The following is a 21664-nucleotide window of genomic DNA, read 5'->3' as shown; positions in this document are numbered from 1 at the left end:
TATGGCAAAAAAAATTGTCCTATTGTTGACCATTATTGTAGTTTGTTCCTGTTCAAACGCTGACGATAATCTTAAAGAAAAAACTATTGAAGTAAAATCCATTAGCGAGTTTACATCCGTTGAGCCCGGTATTCAAAGTACGGATTTTGTCTTCCCAACAACACATACTTTTCAAAAAATCATAGAGGCCGGAGATCCACTTACGGCAGGGGGTACACTTCCACCGAGAAACGATTTTACAGGATACGTACCTATAAATGGAAGCAGCACCAAAGGATATCTGAGTATAAATTCTGAAACTAGTCCAGGAGGAGTGACCATTTTGGATATTGACTTTGACCCTGAATCAAAATTGTGGCGGGTAAACACATCTGAAGCGGTTGATTTTTCGGATGTTGGGGGCACCAAGAACAATTGTTCCGGAACGGTGACCCCATGGAATACCATAATCTCATGTGAAGAAAGGGTTCAGGTAATCGATGACAATAATGACGGATACAACGATTTTGGCTGGGCGGTAGAGATTGACCCTGCAACCAAAAAGGTTATAGACAAAAGATGGGCCTTGGGTAATTTTGCCCATGAAAATGTTACCATTCATTCAAATCTTCGCACGGTTTATGAAGGGGCCGATTCTAACCCTGGATATCTTTATAAGTTTGTAGCGGACAATGAAAGAGATTTAAGTTCTGGCAAACTCTTTGTCTATGTGGGGAGCAAAGAGGGGTCGGGGAACTGGATGCTTTTAAACAACGCTACGATCGAGGAAAGAAATACAACTCTTGAGCAAAGTGAAATGGCAGGAGCCACTATATTTGGAGGCATTGAAGATGTAGAGATAGGCCCGGACGGAATGGTATATTTTGCTGTAAAAGCTGAAGACAGGGTATATCGCTTTAAGGACTCGGACCCAATAACCGGGCTCGATCTTACAATGGAGACCTTCGTTGGAGCAATGAAGTATTCCATAGTGCATGAAGGACAAGAAACTGAAGTTTCATGGGGAACAGGAAATGATAATTTGGCATTTGATGGTGAAGGCAATTTATGGGTTTTACAAGACGGAAGCGAAAACTATATTTGGGTCGTGGAAAAGGGTCATACCCAAACCCAACCAAATGTTAAGCTGTTCGGAATTGCACCTTTAGGTTCAGAACCCACTGGAATAACCTTTACCCCCGATTATAAATACCTTTTTATGTCCATACAAGGACCCGACGCGGCAAACAACAGTACGGAGCAGATAGATGCAGCGGGTAATGGTATTGAATTTGATAATCATACGTCATTGGTCATTTCCAGAAGAGAAAATTTAGGAAATGAATGAGCTGTATTTGCCACATTTGATGCAATAAAGATTAATTTAGCCATTCAATATGAGTAATATTGTTTGCCAAATATTGGCTTTGGTAATAGATATTGAATGTTCAGACTCCTAAGAAATCCTTTTTTTATTTATATTTTGGGTTTTACACTCGCTTTCTTTGTGTATGCCTTGGATTGGTCTGAAATTTATCCTTCTTTGACTACGGAAGTAAAGATATTCTTCACGATAACCTTTATAACATTCATTTTTTTTGCAATAGCTGTTCATCAACTAAAACTTATTAGAAGGGCACCTGCAACAACCAAACAAAAACTGATCACTATTTGTTTTTATCTAATTATTGCACTGTATTTTTTGGAATTCTTGTACGAAAGGGATGTGCCGCTATTGGCTAAATTAATGGGTAGACCTGGTATAGATTATAAAGAATTTGGCATTCCCCTTTTACATGGAACATTGATTTCGTTCAATTCGTTTTTAATTGCCCATTCCTTTACCGTATACATGTCGACAAAAAGAAAAAAAGCGTTGACGTATTACTTACTTCTGTACGTCCCTGCCCTTTTTATTCTTAATAGGAGCATTATTGTTTTTGGTTTATTGACCTCACTTTTTATATACATGCATTTTATTGGAAGAATAAAAGTGAAGAACCAGTTAAAGTTGGCTGTTTTGGCATTCACTGCCCTATTTTTGTTTGGAGTGGTAGGAAACCTTAGGTCCGGAGGAGATTATATTTATACCCAAAGCAAGGCTACCAAAGATTTTATGGAATCTTCAATGCCCAAAGAATTTTATTGGACTTATCTTTATGTAGCATCTCCACTTGCGAACTTTCAGAATACAATTAACAAGAAAAGTGTAGGAGAATATGATTTTATGGGGTTTGTGTTTTACGAAAATCTCCCAAGGATCATCTCTAAAAATTTAGGTGGGCCCCTACAGGTTGAAAGGAAAGATTTGGTAAGAATTGTTCCTTGGCTTACCGTTGGAACCACATATGCCAGATCTTTCTCGTACTTAGGCTGGTATGGGCCTTATTTGCTTTTTTTTTCGAACCTTCTGGTATATTTAATGGTAATCTATCTTGTTCCAAGGAGGAGTAGCTATCACACGACCACGATCGGGGTTTTATCCGTTATTGTTCTACTGAATATTTTTACCAATATGTTGATAGTAACGGGAATTTCTTTTCAATTGGCATATTGCGTGATTTTTGCATTCTTTGAAAGAAAAAAAATTGTTCTCAAAACGGGTTGAATTTTGTGTATGTTGAATAAGGAGTGCTAAAAGAAAACAGCAGTGACCAAAAATAGAATCCAATTTCTTTACTTCATACCATTATGCATTATTGCATCGTTGGTCTTGTCCTTCTTTTATGCGAATTCAATAAAACAAAAAATAGTCCAAGATTTTCAAGGAATAAAATTCATAGTTGATTCAGAAACCGATTTCAACTCAACCTTGGTATATACCTATTCTGATAAGATAAATGGCTCCAACAAGCTGAGCAATATTTTAGGAGGCTCGGACACCTTGCTTTTTCTATTTCCGGACACGGAAAAAGTTGTCAAAAAACTTAGGTTGGATTTTGGAAACGACCCTAAAATTGAATCCGTACGAATTCAACAGTTACAGTTACTGTTCCAAAACGATACCATGGTACTTGATCAAGATGAAGTTTTTGCCGGTCTTTACAATGTTAGCTCCTCTGTTGATCTGGACAAAAAAAATCAAATCATCCAATTCAAGAAAAATGTTGACCCTTTTGACCCTTATATCATTTTTTCACCATTGGGAGAATTGGTATTGCAGGAATCAAATTACAAAATGGTGCTGTTATTGCCCTTTTTCATTTTTTTAATCGTATACCTGATTGTTCATTGGAAGTCTTACCAAATAACGCTACTGGATTTCTTAGTACTGCTGTTCATTATCTGTATTCCCTTAAAAATTGCCTGGACAACTTTTTTTGCAATTCTTTTGTGCTTATACGGGGTGGTCCGTTTTTTTAAAACGAGAAAGGTTCAATTTAAATATCAGGGCGTAATTTTTATAGGGGTATTTTGCTTATACGCAATTTTTGGAAGGCCTTCCAGTTTTTCATCTTTTGACCTGCAATTGTCGTATTTAATGTTTGCAGTTATTGGTATGACAATATCATTTTCAAGAAATACGATTTTCAGGTATTATGCCTTCTTTTTTTTAATGTTAAATGCAATCATGTTGGTCTCGGGCGTAAATTTCTTGTTGTGGTTCAATGATTTTTATGGTTTGGGAATACTGGATTATTATAGAGACATTAAGATCTATAGCGGCGATATAAGACAGTGGTTATATTATGACCATGCGGCATTTCTTTCCTTTTTTGGTTTAATAGGAATGTTGTTCTTTCACAAACTTCATGAGAAGAAGGAAGTCAATACCGCACTATTGTGTTTATATCATGTTTTGCTTTTATCTTTTATTGTCCTATCGGCCACAAGAATTTGCCTATTGATTTATGCGGTTTACCTTATGAATTTGGCATTCAAATGGAAGGGAAAAAAACTCGTCAAAATAAATGCCTTGCTATTTGTTCTGGTGGCGACGTTCTTGGTTTTTAACATTGGAAAAATTGACTCCAACAGAAATTATTTATGGCAAGTTTCCTGGAAAGCGATAAAAGAGAAACCTTTTTTTGGTTATGGGGTCAATCAATCTGAACATGTTTTGCAGAACGATGTTTTCATTGACAATTTGAAGGTCACAAACTCCATGGACCTCAACCATTCCCATAATCAATTTCTGACCTTTTTAATTGAAATCGGCATGGTAGGGCTGTTGCTGTTAATCATAGGAGGGTTTTATCTTTTTTATAAGTCAAAGCTCTATCAAAATTCGTTCCTGACACTGTTTATTTTTGGCTTAGTCTATATTTTTCTGACCGAGTCAATATTACAGACATCTAAACCCTTGTACGTTATATGTTTTTTGTTTTTGGCCATGAGTGCTGAATATTGTAGAATAGAAGTAAAAGGGAAGCCTTAAAATTATTTATACAAAATAGATTGATAAATTTGTGGCTGTCTATTAAAATGATTTTGGTTTAGAAAGACGTATTCATTCATAACTAAGAGTTATTTACAGTAAAGAAGTTAGTAATACAATTCTATAAAACAAGCCTTATTATCTGCCATATAACCACCACCCGCAAGTATGCTTTTTAACTCTTTTGGCTTCCTTCTCTTTTTCCCTGTTGTAGTCACCTTATATTTTATTTTTCCAAAAAAAGTAAGGTGGTTGTGGTTGTTGATTACCAGTTACTTTTTCTATATGAGCTGGAATCCAAAATATGCCTTGCTATTATTGATTTCTACTCTCATTACGTTTTTAAGTGGTATTTACATTCATAAAGTGAATAAGACCGGCAGGGGCAACAAAAAACTTTATGTGGCCATCAGTTTTATTTCAAACCTTGCCATTTTAGTGGGGTTTAAGTATTTCAACTTCCTTAATGAGAACTTGACAAATTTGTTTGACTATTTGGGCCTAAATTGGACGGTTTCCAATATCAATGTTTTATTACCTGTTGGAATATCCTTTTATACGTTTCAGGCACTTAGTTACACCATGGATGTTTATCGTGGAAAAATTGAGGCAACGAGGAATTTTGGCAAGTATGCTCTATTTGTGTCATTTTTCCCTCAACTGGTAGCAGGACCCATAGAGAGGTCGGTTAACTTGCTTCCTCAATTCAAACACCCAAAGTCTTTTGATTATTACCAAATCAGGGAAGGGTTGGTTCTAATGGCTTGGGGATTTTTTAAAAAAATGGTAATTGCGGATAGATTGGCGATTTTGGTCGATACCGTATATAACAATCCAACGGAATACAAGGGAATAGAACTTATGGTAGCAACATTTTTCTTTGCTATCCAAATATTATGCGATTTTTCTGGATATACCGATATCGCCATCGGAGCGGCAAAAGTATTTGGGTATGATCTTTCCAAAAATTTTGATAGACCATACTTTTCTAAATCAATACCAGAATTTTGGCGTAGATGGCACATTACTTTAGGGGCATGGTTTAGAGACTATTTGTATTTTCCACTTGGTGGAAACCGAGTGACCAAATGGAAATGGTATAGAAATATCATGATTGTTTTTCTGGTAAGCGGGCTGTGGCATGGAGCCAGTTGGAATTTTTTGATATGGGGTTTTCTTCATGGGGCATATCAAATCATAGACATAACTTTTACGCCTTTCTTAAAAAGAAGCTACCAAAGTTTAAAAATTAACCACAATGCTTGGGGATACAAAGCCTATAAAGTTGGCCTTACTTTTACCTTGGTAACTTTTGCATGGATTTTTTTTAGGGCAAATACGCTAGGGGATTCCTTCTATATTGTTAAAAATTTGTTTTTTTTCAACCCTGAAGTGATTATCGGAAATGGGATATACAAACTTGGATTGGACAGAACCGAATTTAAAGTTGCCTATATTGCAATTTTACTTTTGTTTCTGGCAAATGTATTGGAAAGAAAGTACAACCTTATGGAGATACTTAAAAAACAACATTTGGTTATAAGATGGACCTTCTACCTTACCCTTGTCTTCTATATTCTGATTTATGGAGTATATGGAGGCAATGAGAAAGCTGCATTTATATATTTTCAATTTTAAAAGACTAAGAGGTGGCAGTAAAGCTATTTATTAAAAGCATAATACTTTTTGCACTGATTCTTATTATTTCTTATTTGGCAATGTTTCTTAATCCAGATTATAAAATAGAATACATTGCTGGAGTAGCACCAAAGTTGGAAAAATTGAAGATGACCCAAGGATCCAAAATAGTTATAATTGGTGGTAGCAATGGTAGTTTTGGGATAGATTCCAGCTTGATGGAAAAAGAACTTGGGGTCCCAGTTGTTAATATGGCTTTACATGGCGGGTTGCCTTTAAAATATACCATAGAACAGGTAAAGGGGTATTTGCGCAAAGGAGATGTTTTAATACTGACCAAAGAATATGGAGGTTTGCGAAACCAATATTGGAATAAAATGAATGGTGTTGAACTGCCAAAAATAATAACATATGACTTTTCACAGATAGGAGCTTTATTAAATGATAAAATACTCTTGAAATCTACATTTTCAGGGCTGTTCAAAACAATAAATCATAATATTAAACGATTCCCCTCCAAAGCAAAAAAAGACAGAAACTCTGTATACAGTATAAAAGCTTTTGATGGAGACAACCTTAAGTCCGAGCGCTTAATGGGAACCTACGAAAAAGAGGTCACTGAACATAAACTGCCTAAACTGACAGAAAAGTCGTCATTGATAAAAAACCTCCAGGATTATAGTAAATATTTTAATAAAAAAGGAATCGAATTCTATATAACACCACCCGTGATAGTTGAAGGGTATTATGACATGAAGGAGATATTGCCTTTTTGGCGGTTTTTTTCCAGTTCGGCAAGGATTCCCCTATTGAATGAAACGAAAAGTTATGTGTATCCGCGGGAATATTTTTTTAATTCACATTACCACACTAATCAGTTGGGAAGGGAAATACGAACAATCTCCTTGATTGATGACATTAAGAGCAGGGGAGTCCAGATATTAAATTAGTTGGATCAGTGGTTTCAATAAGGATATTTCTTCAAAAGAAGAATTAAGGCTGCAATATTATTATGTATTGTATATTTTTGCTCCCTCTACTAAAGAATAAATAGATAGGCATAGATTTTATATGGTTTTCAGCTCTACGATATTTTTATTTATTTTTTTACCACTTGTTTTAATCATAAACTATTTATTAAAAAAAGACTATAGAAATGTTTTTTTGCTAATAGCAAGTTTGCTGTTCTATGCATGGGGAGAAGGTTTATTGGTTTTGTTAATGCTATCCTCAATAAGTATCAACTATATTTCAGGCATAGGGATTGTTTATTTTTTTGAAAAGAAGCGTAAAATTTCCCAATTAGTCCTAGGGGTTGCTATTGGGGCAAATTTGGCTCTGTTGTTTTATTATAAATATGCCAACTTTATTATAGCTAATCTTCAAGAAGTAGGGCTATATGTTGACTATGACCACACCAATATACTTTTACCCATAGGCATTTCATTCTTTACCTTTCAAGGAATTTCTTATTTAATAGACGTATTCAGAAAAGATGCCGAGGTACAGAAAAACCTTTTACACTTAGGGCTTTATATATCGTTTTTCCCTCAGCTGATAGCTGGACCAATTGTGAGATATCACGATGTTGATCTACAAATTAAAAAGAGGCAGATTACGATTCCATTGTTTACCGAAGGAATAATACGATTTGTTCGCGGTCTTGCCAAAAAGGTCATTATAGCCAATAATGCAGCGTTTATTGCAGACCAAGTATTTTCGGTTTCCGCGAATGAAATTTCCACAAGTTCTGCCTGGTTAGGTATTTTATGCTATACTATTCAAATATATTTTGATTTTTCCGGGTATTCGGATATGGCAATTGGTTTGGGAAAAATGCTTGGATTCAATTTTAAAGAGAACTTCAATTACCCCTATATATCTACTTCAATTCAAGATTTTTGGCGCAGATGGCATATTTCTTTGTCAACATGGTTTAGAGATTACCTTTACATACCGTTAGGGGGAAACAGAGGCGGCCTTTTTCATACGTATAGAAATTTGATAATTGTTTTTTTTATTACGGGTTTATGGCATGGCGCCAGTTGGAACTTCATCTTTTGGGGTCTTTTTCATGGAGCTTTTTTAATATTTGAAAGAGCAAAAATCCTTAAAACGAGCAAGTGGCCCGGTTTTCTTCAACATTTGTATGTTTTGGCAATTGTAATCTTTGGCTGGGTGTTCTTCAGGGCCGAAACAATGAAAGAGGCAATAGTGTTTATAAAAAGTATGTTGGGCCTCACAACAGGGGAAAATGAAATGGCATTTATTTATTTGAATCCATATACCATAATAATGATCTGTTCGGCTATTGTATTTGCAATGCCCGTTAGAAAAAAGTTTGCCCAGCTATGGGCAAACATCTCCAAAAAATCTATGAGGTCAATGAATGATTTGGTTAGATTTTCGTTTTACTTGGCACTGTTCTTACTTTCAATTATTGAATTGGCACAGTCAAGTTATAACCCATTTATATACTTTAGATTCTAAGCTTTATGCCGATAAAAACTGCATATAAAAAATATATATTAGTAGTATTTGGGTTACTGTTATTTTTGAGCTTGGGCTTTTCTTTGAAAAAAATAAAGACGGCCTCACATGATAGGCTTCAAGTAATACTAACTGCTAAGGTGATTCATGACGATGTGTTTCAGCTATTTCATTCGCAAGAGGGCGAAACAGGTTTTACGACCAAAAAATCTATAAAGACAAGGGTTCAAGGAAATACAGATTTTCAAGACATTGTGTTTAATGTGCCAAGCATAAATAATCTAAATAGATTGAGATTGGATATAGGGACCAATAAAAACCAAGGACCTATTTCAATAGAAAAAATTGTCTTTCTAAACGACAGGGAAAAAATTGAATATGATATAGAAGCCTTTAACCGACTTTTTAAAACGAACAATTATATAAAAAAAATAGACGACAAAGGAACGTTTAAAGGGTTGGTTTCTAAACGTAAGAAAAAAGACTTCTATGACCCTTATTTTGTGTCAAGACAAACTTCAAGGGAGTTGGATGCGTTACGAAGCCAAAACCTTGTGAAGTATCCTTTTCTTGTTTCGATGCTTGCTGCTTTGGTAATACTTTTATTCGCGTTTTATAATATAGAGTTCATTCGTATTTCCAAGGAAACAGTCTTTATCGCAATCTTTTTGATTATTTTAATACTGCCGGCTTCACAAAGCTTGTTTTCGATCATAAAACCTGCAAAAAATCTTGAAAAAAGGACATTGACCCCCAAACCAGAGTTTAAACTATCTGAAGAGTATCCCCAAGAATATGAAGCATATTTTAATGATAATTTCGGATTAAGAAACTACTTGATAAACTGGGGAGGGGCGTATAGAACAAAACTGTTTCGTTCCTCTATGCATCCAGAACTTGTAAAATTCGGCAAAAATGATTGGCTTTTTTACAATAGGGTCCAGGGTAAGATTTTCAAAAGCTATACTAACTCCAATCTTCTCTCGAAAGATACATTGAACAGGGTGGTAGCTAAGTGGGAGAAAAACAAGAAGCGTTACAATGGCAAGGGAATAAAGTATTTTTTGACTTTCTGGCCTAACAAACATACAATTTACCCAGAGTACTTACCAGGCACAATGAACGCTCAAATTAAAGACACCATATCCAGAGTAGACCAAATATTGAATTATTTAAAAGACACCAAATCCCCAATAATGTTATTTGATCCCAGACCAGCCTTAATGGAAGGAAAAAAGAGGAACCAACTTTACCACAAGTTTGATACACATTGGAATGATTTAGGAGCTTTTTTGGGATACCAAGCTTTCTTTAATGCGAATAGGGATGAATTGGGCATTAGGCCCAAGAGTATTGATGATTTTAATATTGAATGGGCTGATTTTAAGAAAGGGGAATTAATACAGATGTTAGGAGTAAACAATGATGGTTATTTTGTTGAAAAAGCTCCAAAGTTTGATTTAAAGGATAATGAAAATCAAATAGAATTTCTATCTGTTGATGGGTATCCCAAACAAACTAAAATTACTCGAAACAAACATTGCGGAAATAAACTGAAAGTGCTTGTTTTTAGAGATTCCTTTACAACAAAGCTCATACAGTTTTTGTCTTTGCATTTTTATGAGGTCACTTATATCTGGGGGCACAGTGAACGCTTTGTCGATGAATTAAAACCTGATATAATTATTGAAGGATATGTTGAAAGAGGTACTGGTCAAAAAATACAATGATTTTTATTGGCTCTTAAAAGGAGCTCAAATTGTTAAGCAAAAAATAAATTGCCTGCATGATGTCTAAAAAAAGAATCTCTGTTTGTATGGCGACCTTTAATGGGGAAAAATATATTGAAGAGCAGTTGCAATCCATACTTCCACAATTAAAAAGTTCTGATGAGGTAATAGTTTCAGATGATGGATCTACAGACAGCACAATTGAAATAATCAAATCGTTGAACGACTCAAGAATAAAGCTTTTTCATAATTCCTTCAGAAACGTAATATTAAATTTTGAGTTTGCCATTGGCCGGGCATCAGGGGATATCATTTTTCTGTCGGACCAAGACGATGTGTGGTACGGGAATAAAGTTGAAAAAACACTTGAACTATTAGAAAGGTACGATCTGCTTTTTACCAATTTAAGTGTGTTTTCTACAACTCTTGAAGACAGTCACGATATGTATTCGCCAAACAAAAACCATCGGGGATTGCATCGGAACTTCATAAAAAATCATTGTGTAGGGGCAACACTGGCATTTAAGGCCCATTTACTAAAATATGCTTTGCCATTTCCGCGGAAAATTGAAATGCACGATATGTGGATTTTCTTTATAAGTTCCTTCTACGGCAAAACCTTTTATTATAACAAACCACTTGTTCATTATAGAAGACATGGCTTAAACGTATCCAACACTGGAGGTAAAACCACCAATTCGCTGTTAAGAATTATTGAAATAAGAATTTCATGGGTGATCTACCTCATAAAAAGGATTTTGAAAGTTACTTTTGGAACAAAGAATTAATAAACATGATTATCCATGTGTTTTGGGTTTTGTACCTTAGAACAGATGATTTTTTAATGAAAATCTAAAGAATTAAATATCATAAAATTGAACAAAAAAATACTTATTACAGGAGGCTCTGGTTTTATAGGAACGAACTTGGCTCTAAGTCTTATTGAAAGAGGTCACGAAATTACCGTATTGGATAATTTGTCTGAACAGATACACGGTGAAAATCCTGAGACATCTGAACTTTATAACCTGACAAAAGATAAAGTCAATTTCATAAAAGGGGATGTAAGAAACCGGAATGATTGGTTGAAAGCTATTAAGAATCAGCAAATTATTGTTCATTTTGCAGCTGAAACAGGCACAGGTCAATCCATGTATGAAATTGAAAAGTACACAGATGTAAATATAAACGGCACCGCGATTTTTTTGGATATTCTGGCAAATGACAAAGAACATGGCATTGAAAAAATAGTTATCGCTTCATCCAGATCTATTTATGGTGAAGGCAAATATCAATGTGAAACCCACGGCATTGTTTACCCAACAGAAAGACAGGAAAAAGATATGTTGAAAAGCGACTTTTCAGTAAAATGCCCCATATGTGATTCAAATGCTATACTCTGTGCTACGGATGAAAACAGTAAAATACATCCTTCATCAATATATGGATTGACCAAACAAGCTCAAGAAGATATGTGCATGATTGCTGGCAAATCCTTGAAAATACCAGTGGTAGCTTTTAGATATCAAAATGTATATGGCCCTGGTCAGTCCTTATCCAATCCTTACACGGGGATACTGTCCATATTCTCGACGAGAATTAAGAATGGCAACGACATCAACATTTTCGAAGATGGGCTGGAAAGCAGAGACTTTGTTTATATACAGGATGTTGTTGATGCTACAATTTTGGGTATTGAAAAAGAAAGTGCAAATTATAATGTATATAATGTGGGTTCAGGTGTGCGGACAAACGTTTTGCAAGTTGCTGAAGCATTGATAAATCAATATAATAGCGACGTAAATTACTCGGTCTCTGGTAATTTTAGATTAGGGGATATAAGGGATAACTATGCCGATTTGACCAAAATCAAAAGGGACTTGGGATTTGACCCAAAAGTAGATTTCAAAGAAGGGATCAGACGATTTTGTAATTGGGTTTCGTCTCAAGAAATACAGAAGGACTCCTATAACAAATCGATTGATGAAATGAAGGATAAAGGCCTTTTAAAATAAGATATCAACTTATGTTCAAAGGCAAGAAAATACTCTTCTTCTCAGCAAATTTTTTTGGTTATCAGAATGAAATTAAGAATGGTCTGGTAAGATTGGGGGCCCATGTAGATTTTTATGATGAACGTCCAAAAAATACTTTTTGGACAAAGGCGCTTATTCGACTTGACAAAAGAATCATGAAACCAAGGATTCAAAGATACTACAGCAATATCATCGAATCCACATCCCAAACAAATTACGATTATGTGCTTTTTTTAAAGGCAGAAGGAATCAATCTTAAAATGTTGAATAAACTAAGAAATACCCAACCACAGGCAAAGTTTATTTTATTTATGTGGGATTCCATAAAAAATAGCAGTAAGGACATAAAAGAACTTTTCCCTTTGTTTGATAAAATACTGTCATTTGACAGAAAAGATGTTGAAAGAAACACGTTCATGTTTTTTAGGCCGCTATTCTATGTGGATGATTACAAGAACATTGGTGAAATTGAAGAAGAAATAAGTTACGATATAACCTTTATAGGCACTGGCCATACCGATAGATTTGCATTGGTTTCAAAAATAAAGGCCTTTTGCAATAACAATGATTTAAAAGGATACTTTTTTATATACCTACAAGATTTAAAGATATATCTGGTTCGCAAGCTATTTAAAAGAACCTATAAAAATGCCCGAAGAAGAGATTTTAGTTTTAATCCTCTCACTAAAAATGAAATTATTGGAATAATCAAAAAATCCAACTGTATTCTCGATATCCAAAGAGTTGTTCAGTCTGGCCTCACCATGAGGACATTGGAGGTTTTGGGCGCAAGAAAAAAGTTGATTACAACAAATGAGGATATTGTAAATTATGATTTTTTCAACCCTAATAACATTTATGTGGTTGATCGGGAGAACCCTAGGGTTCCAATGGAGTTTATAAAAGGAAAATATCAAGATATTGATAAAGAAATCTATGAAAAATATAGTATTAATAGTTGGTTACAAGAAGTTTTTAAGTAAGTCTTTGGCATAGACAAGATGGGAGAAACGGTTTATATAAAATAGGATATGGGTCAAACAGCCATAATTTTTGGAGGGTCAGGATATATTGGAAGGAATATGCTCAGTGTTTTCCTTAAAGAGGATAGATTTTCTAAATATATAGTTTGTGATATAAAACCTTTGTCAGGGTTTGAGGATGAGAATAAGGTTCATTTTGAAAAAATAGATGTAAGAAGAGAGATAAAGATAGAATCGGATCATGATTCCAATTCATGGATATTTAATTTTGCGGCCATACATCGTGAACCAGGACATGCCTACAAAGAATATTTTGACACAAATATTCCTGGTGCTGAAAATGTTACAGAATTTGCCAGAAAAGCGGGAATTAAGAATATATTCTTTACCAGTAGCATTGCACCATACGGCAAATCTTTAGAGAAACGAAATGAGAGCTCTACTTTATACCCAGAAACAGCTTATGGAATTTCAAAGGCGTTAGCCGAGAGAATCCATCAAGAATGGCTTGTTGAAGACAATGAAAGAAGATTGATTATCGTAAGGCCAAGTGTAATCTTTGGACCCAAAGATCCCGGTAATGTATATAGAATGATTAAAGCCTTAAAAAAAGGCACCTTTGTCTTACCTGATGGGGGCAAAGTGATAAAGGCTTATGGGTATATTTACGGTCTTGTTGATAGTATATTATTTACAATGAATCTTAAAGATAATTTCATTGTATACAATTATGCGGAAAATCCATTGATTCCTTTAAATGAGATGACCGAAATAGTTAAGAAGAGATTTGATTATAATAAGCCTGTACTTAAAATATCGGTTAAAATCCTTTCGTTGATAGCACTTTTCCTAGTTAATTTTTTAAAGATTATCGGAAAAACCACCGACATACACCCTGTAAGGGTTAGAAAGGCTGGATTTCCAACTAACATCGAGCCAAAGTTTTTAATTGACCGCAACTTCGTTTTTAAATACCATTTTGAGGCGGCTTTGGAACACTGGAAAGAAGAGTCCCCCGAGGACTTTTAAAACATATAATGAAGGCAGGTACAAGTTAAGTAACCAAATAAGTATATTTGACTTATATCATTTTACCACTACGGACGCATGTTTTTTAAGCAACACAGATTTTCCAATTTAATAATTCCTATTTCCTATTTATTGGATTTGTTAATTATTAATGTGCTTGCCTATTTACTTCCAATCCAATTTCAAACACCTTTGCTTTTTCATACATATATCTCCATTGGATGGATAGTTATCTCCTTAAAAAATGAGTTCTATAAAGTATATCGCTATACAAAGGTTGCATATATTCTTATGCTTCTTTTTACTCAGTTCATATTCTTTTTTTTGATTCTCTATGCTTTTATCGGATTTTTTAAGCAACCCATAATAAGCCGTTTGGCAATGGGACAATATTTTGTATTTGTTTTTATCGCTGTTTTTACCCTCAAGTTTTTGAACTATACGTTTTTCATGAAATATCGGGAGCGGATAAAAGGAAATATTCGAAATGTAGTAGTAATTGGGAAAAATAAGAAAACTGACCAACTGATTTCCGTATTTCAAGAAAGAAGTGAGTTTGGTTATAATTTCGTTTGTCAATTTTCTCCCAAACTTCTTGACTTTGACATAGAAAACTGTTTTGAGTTTTTATTGAACAATAATGTTGATGAAATATATTGTTCGGTCTCGGAATTAAAAAATGAGGAACTAACTCAAATCATCAATTTTGCAGATAATAACTTAAAGACTTTAAAATTCATCCCCGACAACAAAAACATCTTCTCGAAAAAGCTAAAATTTGAATACTACGACTATATTCCAGTTCTATCCTTAAGGGATATACCGTTACATAATCCAATAAATGCCTTTCTAAAAAGAAGCTTTGATGTTGTTTTTTCACTGATTATAATTTTTGGGCTATTATCTTGGCTAATCCCTTTATTGGCCATTATTATCATATTGGAATCAAAAGGCCCGGTTTTTTTTAGACAAAGCCGAAATGGTATAGATAACCGGGAATTTTATTGCTATAAATTCAGATCAATGGCACCCAATAAAGATGCGGACAATTATTCTGCAACTAAAAACGATATGAGGGTCACCAAAGTAGGAAGATTCATTAGAAGAACCAGTATCGATGAACTTCCCCAGTTCTATAATGTTTTGTTCGGAACAATGTCGGTTGTTGGGCCTAGGCCACATATGGTGAAGCATACTAACGAGTATTCTGCAAGTGTTGATAAATATATGGTTCGTCATTTTGTAAAACCAGGTATTACAGGTTTAGCTCAAGTTCGAGGTTATAGAGGTGAGATTGAAACTGAGGCTGATATTCAAAATCGCACCAAATTTGACATCTTTTATATAGAAAACTGGTCCCTGTTCCTAGATTTTAAAATTATGGTACAAACCATAATGAATGCCTTTAAAGGTGAAGCAAAAGCCTATTGATGATTAAAAAAACTCTAATTACTGGCGCAGCAGGTTTTCTAGGTTCACACCTTTGCGATAGGTTCATTGCAGAAGGACATCATGTCATAGCTATGGACAATCTTATAACAGGAGACCTTAAAAACATAGAACACCTGTTTCCTCTGGAGCGGTTTGAGTTTAAAAATCATGACGTATCCAAATTTGTAAAGTTGGATGGTGACTTGGATTATATTCTCCATTTTGCATCTCCTGCCAGTCCAATAGATTATTTAAAAATCCCAATTCAAACATTAAAAGTTGGTTCTCTTGGCACACTCAACTTATTGGGGCTGGCCAAGGTAAAAAAAGCCAGGATTTTGGTGGCCTCTACTTCCGAGGTTTACGGAGATCCCTTGGTTCACCCCCAAAATGAGGACTATAACGGAAATGTTAGCCCAATTGGCCCAAGGGGAGTGTATGATGAGGCCAAAAGGTTTATGGAATCAATTACCATGGCTTACCATCGTCATCACCAACTGGATACCCGTATTGTTCGAATTTTTAATACGTACGGCTCCCGGATGCGGTTGAATGATGGCCGAGTGGTTCCTGCATTTATGGGCCAGGCACTTCGTGGAGAAGATTTGACGGTATTTGGTGATGGTTCGCAAACAAGATCGTTCACCTATATTGATGACCAGGTAGAGGGTATTTTTCGTTTGTTGATGAGTGATTATGTGGAGCCCATCAATATTGGGAATCCTGATGAGACGACTATTCTAGAATTTGCCGAAGAAATCATAAAACTTACAGGGACAGACCAAAAAATTGTGTTTAAACCCTTGCCAATTGATGATCCTTTACAACGACAACCTGATATTTCAAGAGCAAAGGAAATTCTGGGTTGGGAACCTAAAGTCCATCGTTCTGAGGGTTTGAAAAAGGTGTACAAATACTTCAAATCATTATCGCCGGAGGAATTGTACCAAAAAGAGCATCGCGATTTTTCACATCTGAACGGCAAATAAATACAGATATCAGATAGCAAAAACCTGAATTGGGTTATTTTTGCCAAAATTTTGATCAATGAACATTCTTATCCTTGGTTCTGGAGGTCGCGAACATGCGATTGCCCATAAGATTTCGCAAAGTCCAAAAATTGGCAACTTATTTGTTGCCCCAGGTAATGCGGGAACATCCCAAATTGCCACCAATGTTGAGGTTGGGGTAAATGATTTTGACGGGATAAGGACCTTGGTTTTAGATGAAAACATCAATTTGGTTGTGGTTGGGCCGGAGGATCCATTGGTGAACGGCGTTCATGATTTTTTCCTAAATGATTCTGAACTTAAAAACGTTCCGGTAATTGGACCACAAAAAGCTGCAGCGGAATTGGAAGGGAGCAAGGAATTTGCCAAGGAATTTATGATGCGCCATAATATTCCAACCGCGGCTTATCAAAGCTTTACTTCGAACAATTTGGAAGAAGGCTATGCCTTTTTGGAAACGCTCAGGCCTCCGTATGTACTTAAAGCAGATGGATTGGCGGCTGGGAAGGGAGTTTTGATTCTTCAGGATTTAAATAAGGCTAAACAGGAGCTTAAGGCCATGTTGTTGGACTCTAAATTTGGAGACGCCAGCGCCACTGTGGTTATTGAAGAGTTTTTGGATGGAATTGAATTAAGCTGTTTTGTATGGTCAGATGGAAGCAATTATAAAATCTTGCCTACGGCAAAAGACTACAAACGTATCGGTGAAGGCGACACCGGACTCAATACGGGTGGAATGGGAGCCATTTCTCCGGTTCCTTTTGCCGACGAGATCTTTATGCAAAAGATTGAGCATCAAATTGTAAAACCTACGGTAGAAGGGCTTAAAAAGGACAACTTGCCCTATGTAGGATTCATTTTTATTGGATTGATCAAAGTGGGTGACGAACCCAAAGTGATCGAATACAATGTGCGCATGGGAGATCCCGAGACTGAAGTAGTTGTGCCCCGATTAAAATCGGACCTTGTTGATGTACTTGTGGCCATGTCCGAAGGAAAGCTAGATCAAATCAACTTGGAAATTGATGAGAGAGCAGCCACGACAGTAATGGCCGTCTCCGGAGGTTATCCAGAAGCTTATGAAAAAGGAAAGGAAATCACGGGAATAGAAAGCATTCAGGATGCTTTGGTTTTTCACGCAGGAACCAAGCTAAAAGATGGAAAGGTAGTGACCAACGGTGGCCGAGTGATTGCCATTACTTCCTTCGGAAATGATTTCAAGGAAGCATTGGAAAAATCCTATCAAAATATAGAAAAACTACATTTTGATGGAATGTACTACCGAAAAGATCTTGGGTTTGACCTATAGATAAGAATGGGAGGTAATACTCTTGTCCTCCTCACCATTGTCATTGAAAATCTTAAGCTCTTTCATCCAGTAAACCATGGCAACAAAACCAATAATGGCGAAAATCCAGTTTACGGAGTTGGAACCCCACCAGTTTCCCATAAATCGAAAGAAATCATAAGGCGCAAAAAGACCGTTTACAAATAAGTCTTCAATGCCGTACCAAAACTTGCTCATCTTAGCTATATTTACTTTGCAAAAGTAGTAAAACCCAACATGATTTCAAGCTTTTTCGGGAAAACAAAACCGATAAATTATATTGTCCTATCTGTTTTTCTCTTCCTTTTTTATGTTGTTTACTTATTTTTTGGTGCTGATCGGGGACTTACTCTGGATACTCTTCCATCAGACTCCTTGGTGCTTGGCACCCTGCTACTTTCTATTTATGTTATTAGCAGAATGGTTAAGACTGAGAAAGTTACAGGTCTTAGCTCATTTGCCATTTTGTTCTTTACGCTGCTCCTGGGCGTATTTTCAGATGCCCTAGGCGATAGCAATGCCATTTTTGCCAACTTTTTTTTGCTGCTTGCCATTTGGAGATTGTTAGCCATAAAATCAGTTCGAAATGTAAAGCATAAGATTTTTGACGCCTCCTTTTTGATATGTGCTGCAAGTCTTTTTTATGATTGGGCACTTATTTTTATGATACTTGTCTTTGTGGGAATCAATGTTTATGACAGAAAACCACCTAAAAATTGGATGGTTCCTTTTTTGGCCATGGTAACAGTGCTAATATTGTCGTTCACTACTTTAATAGTGTATGATTCCCTCGATTTTTTTGAAAATCATTATCGGTTTACCATAGACTTTTTATCCAATGATTTTTTAGGACAAGATGGAATTGTTAAGCTACTGATCTATTTGTCCATAATGTTGGCAATTATGTTTCTGGTTTTTCTGAAAGTGAGGAAAAAAGGTGGTGGAAAACTGGTTTTACTGCGAATGGTATTCTTGGCATTTGTTTTGGGAGCGGCAGTAAGTTTTTTGAGGTTTAATGAAGCATCACCGGTCCTGATTACTTTTTTCCCAGCTGCGGTTTTTTTGACCAATTATTTAGAGACCATTAAAAAAGCCAAATTAAGGGAACTGGTAGTGGTCATTTGTATTCTGACGTCATTATTGCTTTTTGTCTTGGAACTTAAGCTGTAAAGGATAAAGCAATATCTTTGCCCCAAATTTAAACACATGTTCAGTTCCTTTGCCTTCAAGATCTTTCAGGAGAGTATAGATACCTATCATATCAAAGATGATGTTTATCAAGAATTTGTAAACCCCTATCCAAAGGATAAGGTGGAACACTTGCTTTATAGAAAAAACTGGATTGATACCGTACAATGGCATTATGAGGACATTATTCGCGACCCGGACATTAATCCCGTCGATGCTTTAGATCTCAAGCGAAAAATTGATGCCAGCAATCAGGACAGAACAGATTTGGTGGAATATATAGATAGTTATTTCTTGGACAAGTATAAGAATGTAGAAGTAGGTAACAATGCCACCATCAATACTGAAAGCCCTGCATGGGCCCTAGATAGGCTTTCCATTTTGGCTTTAAAGGTTTACCACATGCAAGAAGAAGTTGATCGTACCGATGCGCCTGCAGAACATACCGAAAAGTGTAGTAAGAAATTGGCTGTTCTCTTGGAACAAAAGAAAGACCTTTCTACCGCTATTGATCAATTGTTGGAAGATATTGAGGCTGGCAATAAGTACATGAAAGTCTATAAACAGATGAAAATGTACAACGATGATGAGCTAAATCCGGTACTCCGTGGACAAAAAGGGTAGGCAAACCCATCTTTTGGTCATTCGCCTGTCTGCCATGGGTGATGTTGCCATGACCGTTCCGGTTTTGAGGGCATTACAGGACCAACATCCGCAGATAAAAGTCACTGTACTTACCAAAAAACCATTTCTTCCCATTTTCTCTGGATTGGAAAATGTTGATGTTTTTGTGGCCGATGTCAAAAAACGACATAAAGGGCTGATGGGATTATGGCGGTTATACCAAGAACTAAAAACGCACCAAATTGATGCCGTGGCCGATTTGCACAATGTGCTACGAAGTAGGGTTCTTCAAAAGTACTTTGGAATGGGCAAAACCCCGTTTGCACAATTAGATAAGGGCAGGACAGAGAAAAAAGCACTGACCAGAGCCAAAAACAAAACATTCGAACAGTTAAAAAGCACACATCAGCGCTATGCTGATGTATTTGCAGAGCTTGGTTTTCCAGTGGATTTAGCAAAAGCAAAGCTTTTGGAACGCGTTCAGCTTTCGGATAAAGTATTGGGATTGGTACAGCAAGATTCCAAAAAATGGGTGGGAATTGCCCCTTTTGCAGCACATGAGGGCAAAATGTACCCATTATACTTGATGAAAAACATTATCCAAAACTTAAATAATACCAATAAGTATAAAATGTTGTTATTTGGCGGCGGAGCCCATGAAATTCAGCAACTGGAGGCCATTGCCAATGTGGGTGAAAATGTTTTGAACATGGCCGGTAAGCTAAATCTTTCGGAAGAACTGGCCTTGATTTCGAACCTAGACATAATGTTGTCCATGGATAGTGGAAATGCCCATTTAGCGGCTAATTATGGTATTCCAGTGGTCACGCTTTGGGGGGTTACACATCCTTTTGCGGGGTTTTATCCTTTTGGTCAATCCACGGAGAATGCTCTGATGGCTGACCTGGAACGTTTTCCATTGATTCCTACTTCGGTCTATGGAAACAAATTGCCAAAGGGTTACGAAGCTGCAATGGAAACCATAGCACCCCAACAGGTGGTAGCTAAGATTACCACCGTATTGGAGGGTTAGGCTACCGCCTGTCTTTCGGTAATGGAACTGAAATACTGTTTTAGCTGTTGCAGATACTGGTATTTTAATTGTCTACCATTGTTTTCTGATAATAAGGAGCGCATTCCTAGATAAGAGGCAATGATATAGGTGGCAACTCCTTCACAATCAATATGACGGGCAATATGGCCATCCAACTTACCACGTTTTAATACAGAAACCAGATTTACTTCCCATACTTTAAGAATATCCTTTAAATAAGAACTAATCTCGGTATTTCGCTTATTAAATTCAGTCATAAAGTCGTGCAACATAAAGCCATAGGCCATTTCATTGCTTTTGCCGGGTTCCAAGGCATTTTCTAAACTGTCTGCAATAGCATGCAATGGATTTTCGTTCACGTTCAACGGCTCCACCAGTAGGGCATATACCTTTTGCACAATCAGATTTTGGATAATGCTGATGAAATAGTCCTCTTTAGATTTAAAATGATGGTAAAAGGCTCCTTTGGAAAGTGATAGTTCCTTTAAAATATCATCCAAACTAGTGTTGTAGTAGCCCTTTTCATGAAAAATTTCAAGGCCCATAGCATGCAATCGGTGCATGGTTTCGCGTTTTTTTAGGTTTCGTTCCATAAGATTTGGTTTTGGGTTCAATTAGACCGTTAAGTCTGTTACAAAGTTTCTGCAGATTGGTCTCAACCTCAAGAATCAAGGATGTATTTGTGAGAAAAATCGGTGAAATGTGAAAAATGACCCCAAAATTGAATATGCCAAAAATGTTGACCGACCAGCGGGTCGGTTTAAGTG

19 protein-coding genes are annotated in these 21664 nt (G+C 36.1%); 17 read left to right on the top strand and 2 right to left on the bottom strand.

Annotated features, from left to right (window positions below; genetic code table 11):
* Window position 1 precedes the first annotated feature (1 nt).
* The 14 genes from ACOQO1_RS13970 (at window position 2) to purD (ending at window position 18013) form a co-directional block, all read left to right on the top strand.
* Window positions 2–1327, top strand: a complete 1326-nt coding sequence (locus tag ACOQO1_RS13970) for a PhoX family protein (protein WP_420603497.1) — start codon at window positions 2–4, stop codon at window positions 1325–1327.
* Window positions 1328–1423: 96 nt separating this feature from the next.
* Window positions 1424–2587: an O-antigen polymerase gene (locus ACOQO1_RS13965; protein ID WP_420603496.1), complete on the top strand. Its 1164-nt coding sequence runs from the start codon at window positions 1424–1426 to the stop codon at window positions 2585–2587.
* A 42-nt stretch (window positions 2588–2629) separates the two neighbouring features.
* Complete coding sequence (locus ACOQO1_RS13960) at window positions 2630–4357, top strand: O-antigen ligase family protein (RefSeq protein WP_420603495.1); 1728 nt, start codon at window positions 2630–2632, stop codon at window positions 4355–4357.
* A 285-nt stretch (window positions 4358–4642) separates the two neighbouring features.
* Window positions 4643–5995: an MBOAT family O-acyltransferase gene (locus ACOQO1_RS13955; RefSeq protein ID WP_420603494.1), complete on the top strand. Its 1353-nt coding sequence runs from the start codon at window positions 4643–4645 to the stop codon at window positions 5993–5995.
* A gap of 11 nt (window positions 5996–6006) precedes the next feature.
* A complete protein-coding gene (locus tag ACOQO1_RS13950) occupies window positions 6007–6945 on the top strand; it encodes a hypothetical protein (protein ID WP_420603493.1) in 939 nt (312 codons plus the stop codon).
* 214 nt (window positions 6946–7159) lie between these two features.
* A complete protein-coding gene (locus tag ACOQO1_RS13945; protein WP_420603492.1) occupies window positions 7160–8485 on the top strand; it encodes an MBOAT family O-acyltransferase in 1326 nt (441 codons plus the stop codon).
* A gap of 83 nt (window positions 8486–8568) precedes the next feature.
* The gene (locus ACOQO1_RS13940; protein WP_420603491.1) at window positions 8569–10215 is read left to right on the top strand and encodes an alginate O-acetyltransferase AlgX-related protein; all 1647 of its coding nucleotides are present in this window, start codon (window positions 8569–8571) and stop codon (window positions 10213–10215) included.
* Between the two features lie 56 nt (window positions 10216–10271).
* A complete protein-coding gene (locus tag ACOQO1_RS13935; protein WP_420603490.1) occupies window positions 10272–11003 on the top strand; it encodes a glycosyltransferase in 732 nt (243 codons plus the stop codon).
* Window positions 11004–11090: 87 nt separating this feature from the next.
* Window positions 11091–12230, top strand: a complete 1140-nt coding sequence (locus ACOQO1_RS13930) for an NAD-dependent epimerase/dehydratase family protein (protein WP_420603489.1) — start codon at window positions 11091–11093, stop codon at window positions 12228–12230.
* A gap of 11 nt (window positions 12231–12241) precedes the next feature.
* Window positions 12242–13234 (top strand): hypothetical protein, encoded by a 993-nt coding sequence (locus tag ACOQO1_RS13925; RefSeq protein WP_420603488.1) that lies wholly within the window; start codon window positions 12242–12244, stop codon window positions 13232–13234.
* A 48-nt stretch (window positions 13235–13282) separates the two neighbouring features.
* On the top strand, window positions 13283–14263 hold the full coding sequence (locus tag ACOQO1_RS13920) for an NAD-dependent epimerase/dehydratase family protein (RefSeq protein ID WP_420603487.1): 981 nt from the start codon (window positions 13283–13285) through the stop codon (window positions 14261–14263).
* A 78-nt stretch (window positions 14264–14341) separates the two neighbouring features.
* Entirely contained in the window at window positions 14342–15694 is a 1353-nt protein-coding gene (locus tag ACOQO1_RS13915; RefSeq protein ID WP_420603486.1) for an undecaprenyl-phosphate glucose phosphotransferase, read from the top strand.
* A 2-nt stretch (window positions 15695–15696) separates the two neighbouring features.
* Window positions 15697–16683, top strand: coding sequence for a UDP-glucuronic acid decarboxylase family protein (locus ACOQO1_RS13910; RefSeq protein WP_420604336.1), 987 nt, complete (start codon window positions 15697–15699; stop codon window positions 16681–16683).
* Between the two features lie 58 nt (window positions 16684–16741).
* Window positions 16742–18013 (top strand): phosphoribosylamine--glycine ligase, encoded by a 1272-nt coding sequence (gene purD / locus ACOQO1_RS13905; RefSeq protein WP_420603485.1) that lies wholly within the window; start codon window positions 16742–16744, stop codon window positions 18011–18013.
* Here the strand turns inward: purD and ACOQO1_RS13900 are convergent.
* The gene (locus ACOQO1_RS13900) at window positions 18008–18229 is read right to left on the bottom strand and encodes a DUF6341 family protein (RefSeq protein ID WP_420603484.1); all 222 of its coding nucleotides are present in this window, start codon (window positions 18227–18229) and stop codon (window positions 18008–18010) included. The genes purD and ACOQO1_RS13900 overlap by 6 nt on opposite strands.
* A 39-nt stretch (window positions 18230–18268) precedes the next feature.
* Here ACOQO1_RS13900 and ACOQO1_RS13895 point away from each other — a divergent pair, with 39 nt between their 5' ends.
* From ACOQO1_RS13895 to ACOQO1_RS13885, 3 genes are read left to right on the top strand one after another with little or no spacing between them, the layout of a single operon-like run.
* Entirely contained in the window at window positions 18269–19201 is a 933-nt protein-coding gene (locus ACOQO1_RS13895; protein WP_420603483.1) for a DUF6427 family protein, read from the top strand.
* Between the two features lie 36 nt (window positions 19202–19237).
* Window positions 19238–19843, top strand: coding sequence for a DUF4254 domain-containing protein (locus ACOQO1_RS13890; protein WP_420603482.1), 606 nt, complete (start codon window positions 19238–19240; stop codon window positions 19841–19843).
* Window positions 19827–20876, top strand: coding sequence for a glycosyltransferase family 9 protein (locus ACOQO1_RS13885; protein WP_420603481.1), 1050 nt, complete (start codon window positions 19827–19829; stop codon window positions 20874–20876). Before ACOQO1_RS13890 ends, ACOQO1_RS13885 begins: the two co-directional genes overlap by 17 nt.
* On the opposite strand, the gene ACOQO1_RS13880 is transcribed toward ACOQO1_RS13885, so the two are convergent.
* Window positions 20873–21490 (bottom strand): TetR/AcrR family transcriptional regulator, encoded by a 618-nt coding sequence (locus ACOQO1_RS13880; protein WP_420603480.1) that lies wholly within the window; start codon window positions 21488–21490, stop codon window positions 20873–20875. The genes ACOQO1_RS13885 and ACOQO1_RS13880 overlap by 4 nt on opposite strands.
* Window positions 21491–21664 lie beyond the last annotated feature (174 nt).

Origin of the sequence: Flagellimonas sp. (genome assembly GCF_965222555.1) — a bacterium.
Taxonomy (GTDB): Bacteria; Bacteroidota; Bacteroidia; order Flavobacteriales; family Flavobacteriaceae; genus Flagellimonas.
The sequence above is the reverse complement of the archived record's forward strand: the minus strand, read 5'-3'. Positions and strand labels throughout refer to the sequence as shown.